This window comes from Legionella sp. D16C41 (assembly GCF_048541585.1).
In the GTDB taxonomy this organism is placed as follows: domain Bacteria; phylum Pseudomonadota; class Gammaproteobacteria; order Legionellales; family Legionellaceae; genus Legionella_C.
The window spans coordinates 2,600,901-2,613,415 of the sequence record NZ_CP183303.1 but is presented as its reverse complement, the minus strand read 5'-3'; the positions used below and the strand labels follow the sequence as shown (position 1 = coordinate 2,613,415).

The following is a 12,515-nucleotide window of genomic DNA, read 5'->3' as shown; positions in this document are numbered from 1 at the left end:
AAATTATTTTTTTTTCTTCAGCAGGAGGGAGAGCATGCCTTATGATTTTATTAGAAAAATTAGCAGTACTTCGCAGCGTAGATATTTTTAAGAATTTAAATGATGAGCTATTGATTGAGGTGGCTGGACGTATGTCAGAAGAATATGTCAGAGCAGGAACTTTAATCGTTAAGAAGGGCGAGCTGGGTGATGTACTTTATATCATTATTTCTGGTAAAGTCGCTATTAAAGATGGTAGTAAGGTGCTGGCTACCTTAGGTGATCAAGAAATATTTGGTGAACTATCAGTTCTATCGCCCGAACCACGTACAGAATCTGTGGTTGCTGTAGAAAATTGCTTTCTTTTAAAGTTAAAGCGTTATCATTTATTTGAATACATGGATATTAATCTAACCATCAGTATTATTGAGGCGCTATGTCAACGTATACGCTGCATGGCCAAGCAAATTGACAAATTATCGAAAAAAAATAATCAAATTGCATAATTGTTAATTAATTTTTAATGATAAAATGTTATAATTACTAGTAATTGGCATTAAGGTAGAAGTTTAAGATTATGGCTAATAACATAGATAATATAAACAAAAAAGCAAACAGATGGCAGGCACTAAATAGCTTACCTATCAGTGGATTACCTTTTATTGGTAAAACTAAAAAAAGACTTGAGATTTTTAACGCGGAAAATGCAGCGGCTTATGCGGCTCATTATAGAGGTAGTTTTGGTATCGATGCAGCCAGTTTCGGTAAAGACGGTAAATTAAACAGTACTGGAGTATTAAAAACATACCAAGATGAACGTATAGTCGATATTTCCGGTTTCAGTACTAAGTTTAAAGACAAAGATGGTAAACCAATTAGCTTAGTTAATGCGCCTGACGGTAAATCAATCAGCGAAAAACTAGCTGATAATTCCCCTGAAACGATCCAGATTCGCTCCCAAATAAGCAGCGCTTTAAAATTAAATGCTAACACTAAAAAAGCCATTGAAACATTCGAAAAGGAAATGGCTGTTCTTAATGAGTCAGTTCGTAAAGATCCGCCACTGTTTCGACCTAAAGAAATTGCTAGTTATATTCAAGAGTTACGTACTAGCACTAGAAAAGCGCTAGAAGATCAACAGAAAGAAGAAATCACTAATCTTGAGAATTTGCTGAATCATGATGCGGGATTTTTAAATAATTTAACCGCTAAAATGGGTATTGATAGTAATAACAGTGTCCAAGTTGATAAACTTAAAAAGGATATGATTGATGGCTTAAAAAAATCACATCAAGAAGAACTTGGAGAATCTGATGATCCGAAGAAATTTGGAAAGTTTGAGAAAGCGTTAGACGCTCAAGTTAAAGATTTGCATGAGTTAGAACGTAAAGAAAACGACCGAATTGCTTATTTTGCAGCTATGTACAATAACAAGCAATCTGCAAAGATGAAAAAAGCTATTGATGACTGGTATGAAGCCAATAAAGGGCCTAATGCGCCTAATGGTGCTAGTTTATCTATTAATTTTGATAAAAATTTGGCGAAGTTTAAGGGATTAAAACCTAGTAATTTAGATCTCATAGAAACGATTACTGGTCGAAAAATAACCTATACAAAAGAAAAAAATAAAGATGGTAAGGAGGAAGGTGTATTTACTATGCAGCTTCCACGATTCGATCCTACCTATTATTACTCTCGTAGCCAACAAATAGAGTATGATTTAGTCAGCATGGCTCAAGCTATTCGCGCAGATGGGAATGATAAAATCACCTTAAATATTGACTATCGTGATGAGAAATATGCTTTGGAACTTGCTAGAAAAGCTTATGAAGCTGCTTTAAAGGCCGGTTTCGCACCTGAAGATATCGCTATTACAGTTAATAATAAACATTTCTTTGTTCCACAAGGAAGTGTTCAGGCGTTTAAAGAAAAATATAAAGGTGAGGGGCAAGTTGTAAATACAGTAGCTGACGGGCTTTTTGGCTCAAAATATAAAGTACGTCGCACTGTTGCTGAAAATGAGGCAGAAAGAGATAAAAAGGAACGTGAAGGAGCAATGAAGAAATATGGTTTAAGTTCAACTGAGGTTTCAGCAGCACGGCAGCAAGAAATAAAAAATACTATAAAACAAATGACTCAACCGAACACAACTTCATCTGGAAATACATCCACTTTAAAAACTACTTAACTTATTTCTTATCTTCTATAAGTTTTTTTGACACTTTATTTAATATTTATTAAATAAAGTGTGCCTGATCTATTATTTACTTGCTTAAACTTTAGATAGCATGGAAATAAGGACTATAAATTCTCCTAAATTTCTGGTATTTTTGGGTATTGGGTCCAATTAGCATGGAATCAAGTAAACCCAGCAAAGGAGAGTGCGATGAACAATCGGCGTTTTAATGATTTTGAGACCGGGGTTGATGAATTATTAGAAGTTCAAGAGGGTGCAGAAGTCAATTTAAGTAAAAAACTAGAGCGCCGACGTCGTATAGAGGATTTATTTGAGGAGAGGCGGTTGAGAGAAGAGTTAAGTGAATTTGATTTATTATAAAAAGTAAATGTTTCTAATACTCATAATTATTACCCACCTTTCGCGCATTTTGAACTAATAAATAATAATAATTCAAAATGCGCTGTTATAAAATATATTAAACAACATTTCAGTTTTACCTCCATCCCATTCATCTGTTCTACATAATGCAAATCACCGGAAAACTACAATAGAGCCACAAAACTACCTGGATCCCGCGAACAAGTCGCGGGACGTAGTAGGGTAGGTAAGTTGCGGGATATAGGGTTGGCAAGTTGCGGGACGTAGGGTTGGCAAGTCGCAGAATGTAAGGTTGAGATAAAGAGGTAAGTAGAAATAAATACAGATTTTATCCACCGCCTACGTTCTGCCATTTATCCGCAGAATCCAGTAAGAGGGGTTAAAAACTTAGTCCTACAGGTTGCAGGACTTAAGTTAATAAAAAATGTAAATCAATACCTTAAAAATAATTACCAAGCAGCAATAGCGGCATCGCCAAATAGAGTTTTTGCCTTATCTCGAACTTCAGGTGAGTTAAACGCTTTCACAAATTCTTCTAGCTGCGGCTTTTTCTTACTATCACTACGAATAACAATTAAATTGGCATACGGTGAATCTTTATTTTCCGTAAATAATGCGTCACGTGAAGGACTTAATCCTGCAGGAATAGCGAAGGTTGTATTAATAACTGCTGCATCTACATCTGATAAAACACGCGGAAGTTGTGCTGCATCTAATTCTTTAAATTGTAATTGCTTAGGATTCGTTGCAATATCATTTAATGATGCTGTTTGATCTTGTTTTAACGTAATTAGTTTAGCTTTTTGTAATAATAAAAGAGCTCGTGCTTCATTGCTTGGATCATTAGGAATAGCTATAACGGCTTTAGCTGGTAAATTACTTAATGATTTATATTTTTTAGAGTAAATGCCAGTCGGGTAAATAAACGTTTTACCAATTACTTCAAATTGATAACCATGCGCTTTTGAAGCAGCTTGCAGATAGGGAAGGTGTTGATAAATATTGGCGTCTAAACTGCCATCTTGTAAGGCTTCGTTAGGCAGATTATAGTCATTAAATTCAACTATTTTGACATTTAAGCCGTATTTTTTTAACGCAACATCGCGTGCAACGTCAACTAAATCAGTTTCAGGGCCGGCAATAGTACCAATAATTAAAGTATTTGGAGATGGCTTATTACAAGCAACCAGAGTAACTACAAATAATAATAATACAACAATACGCACGAATTTCTCCTTTTAATAATTGGTTGATGTAACTAAATTAGGTATGTAGGTAATGTTTAGCAAGGCGATCCCCACCTACTTGAATCAACTGCACAATAACTACTAATATAAGTACCGTAACAATCATAACAAAAAGATTAAAGCGTTGATAACCGTATCGAATAGCGAGATCTCCTAAACCACCACCTCCTACTGTACCTGCCATGGCTGAGTAATTCACTAAAGTGATAGCTGTGACTGTAATCGATTGAATAAGTGCCGGTAGAGCTTCCGGCAAAAGAATAAGACGAATCATTTGCCAGCTGGTTGCACCCATAGCAAATCCTGTTTCAATTAAGCCTGTAGGTAAATTGCGATAAACGTTATCAACTAAACGGGCAAAGAAAGGCGTTGCGCCTAAAGTTAAAGGGACTATAGCTGCATTAATTCCAATAGAAGTCCCAACAAGTAGCCGAGTCACAGGAATTAGTGCTACTAATAAAATAATAAAGGGGATAGAGCGGCTAAAGTTTATTACGCCTGAAATAAAGCGATTTAGCATAGGATGCGGCTTTACCTCTGCACTACTAAAGAGTAACGTCCCAAGTGGTAAACCTAAAATAACAGCAAATAGGGTGCTTAATACAACCATATAAAGAGTTTGCCCACTGGCAAGCATTAAATCATAAAATAACGTCAGCGACATATCCTAAAATCTCCACAGTTAAATTAGCTTCTCTACAACGCGTGATAAAAGCATTTAACAAAGAATAATTGGCATTTAACTCAACAATCAAAACACCACAAGTAACAGTATCAATACGGTCAATATTAGCTAGTAAGATATTAATATCAATATTAAGATTGCGACTTGTTTGGCTAATAAAAGGTAGCGTTGCGGCCTCGCCTTGAAAAAATAAACGCAATACTGGCTTATCAGTTGGTTCTGTAAGAAGATGGCTGACTAGCGAGGGTGGTAATTCAGGGCTTAGTTGTGCATAGAGCATCTTACGCGCTAGGCTATCTGGATCATTAAAGACATCATTTAAAGCAACGAGCTCAATAATTTCGCCATTCTCCATGACTGCTAGTCTATGGCAAATGCGTTTTACTACATCCATTTCATGAGTAATTAAAACAATAGTAATACCGTATAGTTGGTTGATTTTTTTTAATAATTGTAAGATAGATTCAGTCGTTTTTGGGTCAAGCGCTGAGGTTGCTTCGTCACATAATAAAATAGTAGGTGACGTACTAAGTGCGCGAGCTATAGCTACACGTTGCTTTTGACCCCCACTAAGTTCCGCAGGATAGGCCTCTTTTTTTTCTTGTAACTCAACTAAAGGTAGTAGTTCTTCTACTTTCGTAGCGATTGCGTTTTCATCATAACCTTGAATTCGCATGGGTAGGGCAATGTTTTCATAAACTGTTTTTGAGTTTAATAAGTTAAATTGCTGGAAAATCATGGCTATTTTATGGCGGGCAAGGCGTAATTCTTTGCGATTTAAATTTGAAATAGTTTGATTATTAATAACTATTTCACCTAAATCAGGCCGCTCTAATAGATTAATTGTACGTAATAAAGTTGATTTACCAGCGCCGCTTTTACCAATAACCCCAAAAATCTCGCCTTCTTGAATAAATAAATTAATATCTTTTAATGCACTAATTTGTGCAAATGATTTATTTAAACCAATCAATTCAATCATTTCATTTATACCTAACCAGTGTAGGTTGGGCCTTGGCCCAACAATAGCCATATGCAGGTTGAGCTAAGGCCTAACATGCATTGAGACTTAAATTAACGCCATTAAATAAATAGTAGTGCGGGAGCTAAGGAGGAAACCTGCTTTAGCCGTATTTACAAGAACATTAATCTTGAGCGCCCGCAAGCTAAGTAGTCAAATCAGCGCAATTTAATATAATACAATAAATATGCCCTAAAAAAAACCAAATAAAATAGTTAGCTAACTTTAAATTTATTAAGTATAAATTTTGTGAATGATACCTAACTTACTTGAGCTTAAGCCAGACTTTTATTCATCTTTAATCTCATACAAGATGTCGCAGCTAAATCATAAAATATAGCGTGAAGATTTTGAGTAAAGACGTGGACTTAAGTTATTATTGCAATTGACAAATTCAATTTACTTTGGCAGTCTCCCTTTTTTTATAAGGAGATGTAGATATGAAAAAATTAGTAGTAGCTGCCTTAAGTTTAGCCTTATATACTACAGCCCAAGCAGCTGAATTAAAAACTTTTGACCAAATCAGCCAAGCGGTAAGTACAGGTAAGCAATTAACTTTTGTACTTAAGGTCAAGGAATGTGAGTCAAGTTTACCTAAGCAAGATCTTATTACTTCTATTAAGCCAAGTGCTTTTATGATTGTTAATAATCAACGGGTCACTGCAGCTTATCAACACTTTTCTTTAAATCAACCAGGAGCTGTTGGTGAGCCTACGCTTACGAATGGTAAATATGATATTAACGCTGATGGAAAAGTAGTTATTAAGTTAACCTTAATGAAGGCGAGCGATTATAGCCGCATTCAAGACTATAACTTACAGTGTGAATTAGGAAGTGGTTTAACTGTATTTGAATAAAGTAATTAGGCAAAAGTAGCCAGGGCCAAACAAAGTTAAACCTGGATTTCGGCCCTATGGCTTACACTTTAGAGGTATTTTTACGTTGGGCCAAGGCCCAACCTACTTGACACCATTACGTAAATGCTTACTGTAGCTCTGGTCTATCTTTAAAATAATCAAGCGCCTCTGGATTTGCTAGAGATTGAATATTATTAATCGCTTGACCATGAACCACTTGGCGCACTGCCACTTCTACAATTTTCCCACTGATAGTTCTAGGAATATCTAAAACTTGTAAAATTTTAGCTGGAACATGACGTGGAGAGGCATGTTGCCTTATCGTTTGTCTAATTACATCTTCTAGGGCTTTATCTAGCGTTAATCCTTCCCGCAGCTTAACAAATAAAATAACACGAATATCATCCTGCCAGTTTTGCCCAATGACAATACTGTCAATAACTTGGGGGATTTTCTCAACTTGACGATAAATTTCGGCTGTACCTATTCTTACCCCTCCTGGATTTAAAATAGCATCGGAACGTCCATAAATAATCAAACCATTGTGCTTGGTAATTTCGGCAAAGTCACCATGGGCCCAAACATTATCATAACGCTCAAAATAAGCATGGTGATAAGCTTTTTTGTCTACATCATTCCAGAAGTAGATTGGCATAGATGGAAAAGGTTGAGTACAAACTAACTCTCCACGTTCCTCACAAATAGGATGACCCTGTTCATCGAAAACATTCACAGCCATTCCTAAACCAAGACATTGTAGCTCGCCTTTATAAATAGGCAAAATAGGATTGCCAAGCGCAAAGCACGAAACAATATCTGTTCCGCCAGAGATAGAGCTTAATTGCACATCAGATTTAACATCTTGATAAATAAAATCATAGTTTTTTGGCAGCAACGGTGAACCAGTAGAGAGTATAGTACGTAGTGATTTTAATTGATAGCGAGTATTAGGTTTGGCTAAGGCTTTATCTACTGCTGAAATAAATTTAGCGCTTGTACCAAAGACTGTAATTTTTTCGTCTTCAATTAATTGAAAGAGGCGATAGGCATCTGGATAAGTTGGTGCGCCATCATAAAGCGTAAGCGTTGCGCCTAAGGCTAAGGTAGATACCATCCAATTCCACATCATCCAGCCACATGTAGTATAGTAAAATAAATTATCGTTTTGCCTAACGTCTGTATGTAAGCCTAATTCTTTAATATGTTGTAAAAGTGTACCGCCCGCACCATGGACAATACACTTTGGTTTTCCAGTTGTACCCGATGAATAGAGAATATACACTGGGTGGGCAAAGGGTAAATCCTGAAAATCACAAGTGGTTGCTGGTTGAATAAAACTTTCCCACCAACAAGCTTTAGGAATAGTAATTTCTGTATTATTTAGAATAGGGCAAATAACAATTTTTTGTATTGAAGGTATCGCTTGGCCAATTTCCTTAATTTTATCAATTTCTAAATGTTTTTTACCTAAATAGTAGTGTCCGTTACAGGCAAAAAGTATTTTAGGCTCAATCTGACTGAAGCGATCAATAGCCGCTTGAGCACCAAAATCAGGCGAGCATGAAGACCAAATAGCACCTAGTGAAGTGGTGGCAAGCATAGCGATAATAGTTTCAGCCACATTAGGCATCATAGCTGCCACTCGATCACCTACCTCAACACCGGCATCTTTTAAGCCTTGTGCGCACATTGCTACTTGTTGATAAAGTTCTTGGTAAGTTAATACATTACGCTCACCATTTTCTTTAATACTTATAAGTGCAAGATGATCATCTCGCCTTTGTAATAATTTAGCTGCAAAATTAAAAGTCGCCCCTTCAAACCAAGTAGCATCAAGCAAATGCTCTTTATGAGTTAAAATTTCCTTAGGTTTATTTGTAAAGTCAATGGCAAAAAAATCACATAAATATTTCCAAAAACGATCACTATGCGTAATAGACCATTGATGTAGCGCTTGATAATCAGCAAAAGTTGTATGTTCAATTTGGGCAACAAATTGCATAAATTGCCACATTTGGGACGCTTCAGGATGTTTAGGCCGCCAAACTATACTCATAATAAATTCCTGTTACATAGCGCTATCTACAAGCTTTATACAGCGTACAAGCTCGCGCAGTTTAAGTCAGGTAGTTCTTAGTAGACTCTTTCTGCATTTACTTGCGCCTAGTTAAACACTTATCAGATAACGCTAAAGTTTTAAATTTAATTAATTACCTTTTCTTACTTAAAGGTTGTTGTTGGGTAATACAATGTATCCCACCACCACCAGCAAACACATCTAAAGCTTCAATTTGTTTAATGGCATGATTTGGAAAGCAGTTTTGCATAATTTGGCGTGCTGCTAAATCATATTTTTCATAACCAAAAGCTGGCATTACTATCCCTTGATTTGCCAGATAGAAATTAATATAAGATAGCGTTAATCGTTCATTGTTAATATAAGTAGCTGGTGGTTGTTCAACAGTAATCACTTCTAAATATCTTCCAGCAGCATCTACAGTTGTTTTTAAAATTTCATAATTTTCCTGTAGTCGTTCATAATTTTCATCATGCTTATCTGTAATGAGGCACAGCACTTTTCCGGGAGCTATAAAGCAAGCTATCTCATCAATATGACCGTCTGTTTCATCCCCAATTAATCCCTTATTAAGCCAAATAACTTTTTGGGTTCCTAAATAATCATGCAGATAATTTTCAATTTGTTCTTGGGATAAATTTGGATTGCGATTGGGGTTAAGTAAACATTCCTTAGTAGTAAGCACCGTGCCTTCGCCGTCAACATGAAAAGAACCGCCTTCCATAACTAGTGGTGCTTTGAAATACTTAGCTTCAACCGCTGTAATAATGGCGCTAGCAATTTTATCGTCAAGAGAACAATCAGCGTAATTGTTCCCCCACGCATTATGAATCCAATCGACACCTGCTAAATCTCTTGTGTCATTGAGAAGAAAAGTGGGTCCAGTATCTCGCGTCCAGGAATCATTTAAATCTAAGGTGCGAATTTGAACATTATTACCGCATAGTTGCTCTGCATTTGCTTTATCGTTTGGATTAACTAGCATAATGACCGGTTCAAACTCAGCAATTGCGTTTGCCACACGACTATAAGCTAGGCGTGCTTTATCAAGATTAATATTAGTCCAAGTTTCTATATGACAAGGCCATGCCATCCAACAGGCAGTATGAGGATACCATTCTGGCGGCATTTTAAAGCCTAGCTGTTTAGGTGTAAGCATCGTTATCCTTAAAAGCATTTCAAAATAAAGTCTAGAACTTACCTTTAAGTCTATTGCGGTAGCCAAAAGGGTTAATTTTTGTAGACTGCTATGAGCCTCAAAACTCGTTCCCCTGGTAACTCTAAAGACAAATTCTAAATAATAAATAAAAAGTTATTATTAACTTAATTGCCTAATTTTATTACCATTTAAATAAGTAAATTGTGAAAATATACTGCGTAGCTCATCTAGGTAAATTTGAATAGTCTCATGCGGTAACTCTGAGCTAATAAGTTGCTTCTCATAAGAGAGTATTAGCTTTTTAGTATCATAATGAGCGTAATTTAAAACATTAGTAACGGTATCACCACTTACTAAGTCGTTAATTTCAAATTCGCCATTATCTTTTAAATTAACATCAAGGGAATTAGTATCGCCAAATAAATTATGTAAATTGCCTAAAATTTCTTGATAAGCACCTACTAAAAAAAAGGCAATTGCATAAGGGTTATCAGGGTTAAAAGGCGGTAGCATAAGTGTTGATTCTACTTTAGCTTGCCCAGGATAATGTTTAATAGTTCCGTCAGAATCACAAGTTAAATCTTGTAAAATACTAGGTATTTTTTCTACAGTATTTAATTGAGAAATAGGTGTGACCGGAAAAATTTGATCAATTGCCCAAGCGTCAGGTAAAGATTGAAAAAAAGAAAGATTGCAGAAAATCTTAGCAGCTAAGCGTTCATTAATCATGCTCATTAATTCTTGATCTGCAGGCGTTTTATTATTTAGCTTGCGTTGTATTTCACAGCAAATTGCTGTAAAGAGTTGTTCAACTTTTGCTTTTTCTTCTAATGAAATGACGCCATGTTTAAACATAGAATGAGCTTCTTCTAAGGAATGAATAGCGTAGTGATAAATTTCACGAGGTAGGTGATCGGATATAGATTGATAAGTATCCCAAATATCACGAATAACATGAGATTCGTCTGCAGAAATTATTGGCAGTCTATCGGTTTTTTGAACATCTTCAGCATCAGTGATATTGGTAATTAACACTGCATGGTGTGCAGTTAATGATCGACCTGATTCAGAAATTAAATTTGGTTCCGGGATGTCAGCTTTTTCACAAACATGACGGATTGCTAAAATAATATTAGTAGCATATTCATTTAAACTGTAATTCATTGAACAATCTGTGCTTGTTCGCGTACCTTCATAATCAACACCTAAGCCACCGCCGACATCAATCGTTTCAATTGGCGCCTGCAGGCGACGTAATTCAACATAGTAGCGCGCCACTTCTTGCATACAAAAGCGAATATCGTGAATACTGGCTACCTGTGAACCTAAATGACAATGCATTAATTTTAAACAGTCCAGCGCATTATTTTCTTTAAGACGGTCTACTAAATCTAAAACTTGTTCTGCATTTAAACCAAATTTTGATTTAGCACCGCCTGTATTTTCCCATTTTCCAGCGCTTTTAGTAGCTAAGCGAACTCGTACACCTAGGTTAGGCCTAATATTTAACCGAGCTGATTCTTTAAGAATAGTTTCTAGCTCAGATCTTTTCTCAATAACGATAAATACTTTATGACCCATTTGTTGTGCTATAAGTGCAGTGCGGATATAAGAACTGTCTTTATAGCCATTACAAACGATGGTAGAAGTAGTTCGGCCCAACATACCAATTACTGCCATAAGCTCAGGCTTGCTACCTGCCTCAAGTCCAATTGAATGAGCAGGCGCTTTTAATAATTCACGCACAACACATTGCTCTTGATTTACTTTAATAGGATAAACTAATTGATAGCTCCCCTGATAATTATTATCTGCAATGACTTGCGTAAACGCATCATAAATTTTTAAGACACGATGGTGAAGAATATCACTAAAGCGAATAAGCAGTGGTAGCTGTAAGCCAGCACGGTTGGCTGCTTTTACAATAGTCTGTAACTCTATGCCTTGTGCAATAGGGTTTTTATGAATTTCAATATTACCTTGTTGATTAATTGAAAAATAACCTTCTCCCCAATGCGCAATGTTATAAGCATTAAATTCAGTTGAAGTCATTAGTATTCCTACTTAATTTTAATTAATTCTTGATAAGTTTGTGGTTGGCGTTGGCTTGCAAAAGGAAATAATCTACCCCAAAGTGCGCGTATGCTAAAATCAAGCTCAGCAACTAAGACAGCTGGTTCATGACGTGGTGCTTGAATTAAAACTTCGCCTAGTGGACTACTAATAAAGCTGCTACCGTAAAATTTCAAACCATCTTCCTCACCTATGCGATTGACAGCAACTATAAAACAATTTGCCATGATCCCTTGTGCTAGCATAACTTGTTGCCACATAGGCTGACTATCAAAATTTGGTGCCGTTGGTTCTGAACCAATCGCAGTTGGATAAACTAAAATTTCCGTATTTTTTAAACTATAGATTCGAGATAATTCCGGAAACCATTGATCATAACAAGTTGGTAGACCAAATGTATGTCCTGCAAGTTCATGAACAGGATAGTTAGAATCACCAGGTTTAAAATAATGGTCTTCGTGATATTTTTCGCCAGAAGGAATATGCTGTTTGCGAGTAATAGCTGCAATTTTACCCTGCTTATCAAACGCTACAGCTGTATTAAAGCCATCCTTTTCAAATAAAGAAGCGGTAATGATGACATTAGCTTTGTTTGCCATTTTACCTAAGAATTGAGCAGTAGGGCCTGTGTAAATATCTTCCATAAATGGAGCGTAATCTACATCTGGCCGGGTACAAAAATAGGGCGAGAGGGTTAACTCTTGTAAACACACAATTTGTGCGCCTTGTTTAGCTGCAGTCATAATACCTGCTGCTAATTTTTCTTGATGAAGTTGCGGGTCAGGATACCAGCGCTCCTGTACTAATCCGATAACTAATTTATTGCTCATAAGTGTTTACTTCTCGTTAAACTAATTAAA

11 protein-coding genes are annotated in these 12,515 nt (G+C 36.2%); 4 read left to right on the top strand and 7 right to left on the bottom strand.

Going from position 1 to position 12,515, the window contains the following annotated elements; translation table 11 throughout:
- Nucleotides 1-41: 41 nt before the first annotated feature.
- The 3 genes from ACNVED_RS11235 (at nucleotide 42) to ACNVED_RS11225 (ending at nucleotide 2,536) form a co-directional block, all read left to right on the top strand.
- Nucleotides 42-485 (top strand): cyclic nucleotide-binding domain-containing protein, encoded by a 444-nt coding sequence (locus ACNVED_RS11235; RefSeq protein WP_419419114.1) that lies wholly within the window; start codon nucleotides 42-44, stop codon nucleotides 483-485.
- Nucleotides 486-556: 71 nt separating this feature from the next.
- Nucleotides 557-2,167: a hypothetical protein gene (locus ACNVED_RS11230; RefSeq protein WP_419419113.1), complete on the top strand. Its 1,611-nt coding sequence runs from the start codon at nucleotides 557-559 to the stop codon at nucleotides 2,165-2,167.
- A 198-nt stretch (nucleotides 2,168-2,365) separates the two neighbouring features.
- On the top strand, nucleotides 2,366-2,536 hold the full coding sequence (locus tag ACNVED_RS11225) for a PA3496 family putative envelope integrity protein (RefSeq protein ID WP_419419112.1): 171 nt from the start codon (nucleotides 2,366-2,368) through the stop codon (nucleotides 2,534-2,536).
- A gap of 449 nt (nucleotides 2,537-2,985) precedes the next feature.
- Here ACNVED_RS11225 and ACNVED_RS11220 read toward each other — a convergent pair whose 3' ends face one another.
- Genes ACNVED_RS11220 through ACNVED_RS11210 form a run of 3 tightly spaced genes read right to left on the bottom strand, consistent with a single transcriptional unit; the run spans nucleotide 2,986 to nucleotide 5,450 of the window.
- Nucleotides 2,986-3,762 carry a MetQ/NlpA family ABC transporter substrate-binding protein gene (locus tag ACNVED_RS11220; RefSeq protein ID WP_419419111.1) on the bottom strand — a complete coding sequence of 259 codons (777 nt, stop codon included), beginning with the start codon at nucleotides 3,760-3,762 and terminating at the stop codon, nucleotides 2,986-2,988.
- Nucleotides 3,763-3,799: 37 nt separating this feature from the next.
- Complete coding sequence (locus ACNVED_RS11215; protein ID WP_419419110.1) at nucleotides 3,800-4,447, bottom strand: methionine ABC transporter permease; 648 nt, start codon at nucleotides 4,445-4,447, stop codon at nucleotides 3,800-3,802.
- The gene (locus ACNVED_RS11210; protein ID WP_419419109.1) at nucleotides 4,425-5,450 is read right to left on the bottom strand and encodes a methionine ABC transporter ATP-binding protein; all 1,026 of its coding nucleotides are present in this window, start codon (nucleotides 5,448-5,450) and stop codon (nucleotides 4,425-4,427) included. Before ACNVED_RS11210 ends, ACNVED_RS11215 begins: the two co-directional genes overlap by 23 nt.
- Nucleotides 5,451-5,929: 479 nt before the next feature.
- On the opposite strand from ACNVED_RS11210, the gene ACNVED_RS11205 reads away from it, so the two are divergent.
- The gene (locus ACNVED_RS11205) at nucleotides 5,930-6,346 is read left to right on the top strand and encodes a VirK family protein (RefSeq protein ID WP_419419108.1); all 417 of its coding nucleotides are present in this window, start codon (nucleotides 5,930-5,932) and stop codon (nucleotides 6,344-6,346) included.
- Between the two features lie 127 nt (nucleotides 6,347-6,473).
- On the opposite strand, the gene ACNVED_RS11200 is transcribed toward ACNVED_RS11205, so the two are convergent.
- The 4 genes from ACNVED_RS11200 to ACNVED_RS11185 form a co-directional block, all read right to left on the bottom strand.
- Nucleotides 6,474-8,402, bottom strand: a complete 1,929-nt coding sequence (locus tag ACNVED_RS11200) for an acetoacetate--CoA ligase (protein ID WP_419419107.1) — start codon at nucleotides 8,400-8,402, stop codon at nucleotides 6,474-6,476.
- Nucleotides 8,403-8,556: 154 nt separating this feature from the next.
- Nucleotides 8,557-9,588, bottom strand: coding sequence for an agmatine deiminase family protein (locus ACNVED_RS11195; protein WP_419421178.1), 1,032 nt, complete (start codon nucleotides 9,586-9,588; stop codon nucleotides 8,557-8,559).
- 153 nt (nucleotides 9,589-9,741) lie between these two features.
- On the bottom strand, nucleotides 9,742-11,634 hold the full coding sequence (speA, locus tag ACNVED_RS11190) for a biosynthetic arginine decarboxylase (RefSeq protein WP_419419106.1): 1,893 nt from the start codon (nucleotides 11,632-11,634) through the stop codon (nucleotides 9,742-9,744).
- 8 nt (nucleotides 11,635-11,642) lie between these two features.
- The gene (locus ACNVED_RS11185; RefSeq protein ID WP_419419105.1) at nucleotides 11,643-12,485 is read right to left on the bottom strand and encodes a nitrilase-related carbon-nitrogen hydrolase; all 843 of its coding nucleotides are present in this window, start codon (nucleotides 12,483-12,485) and stop codon (nucleotides 11,643-11,645) included.
- Nucleotides 12,486-12,515: the final 30 nt, after the last annotated feature.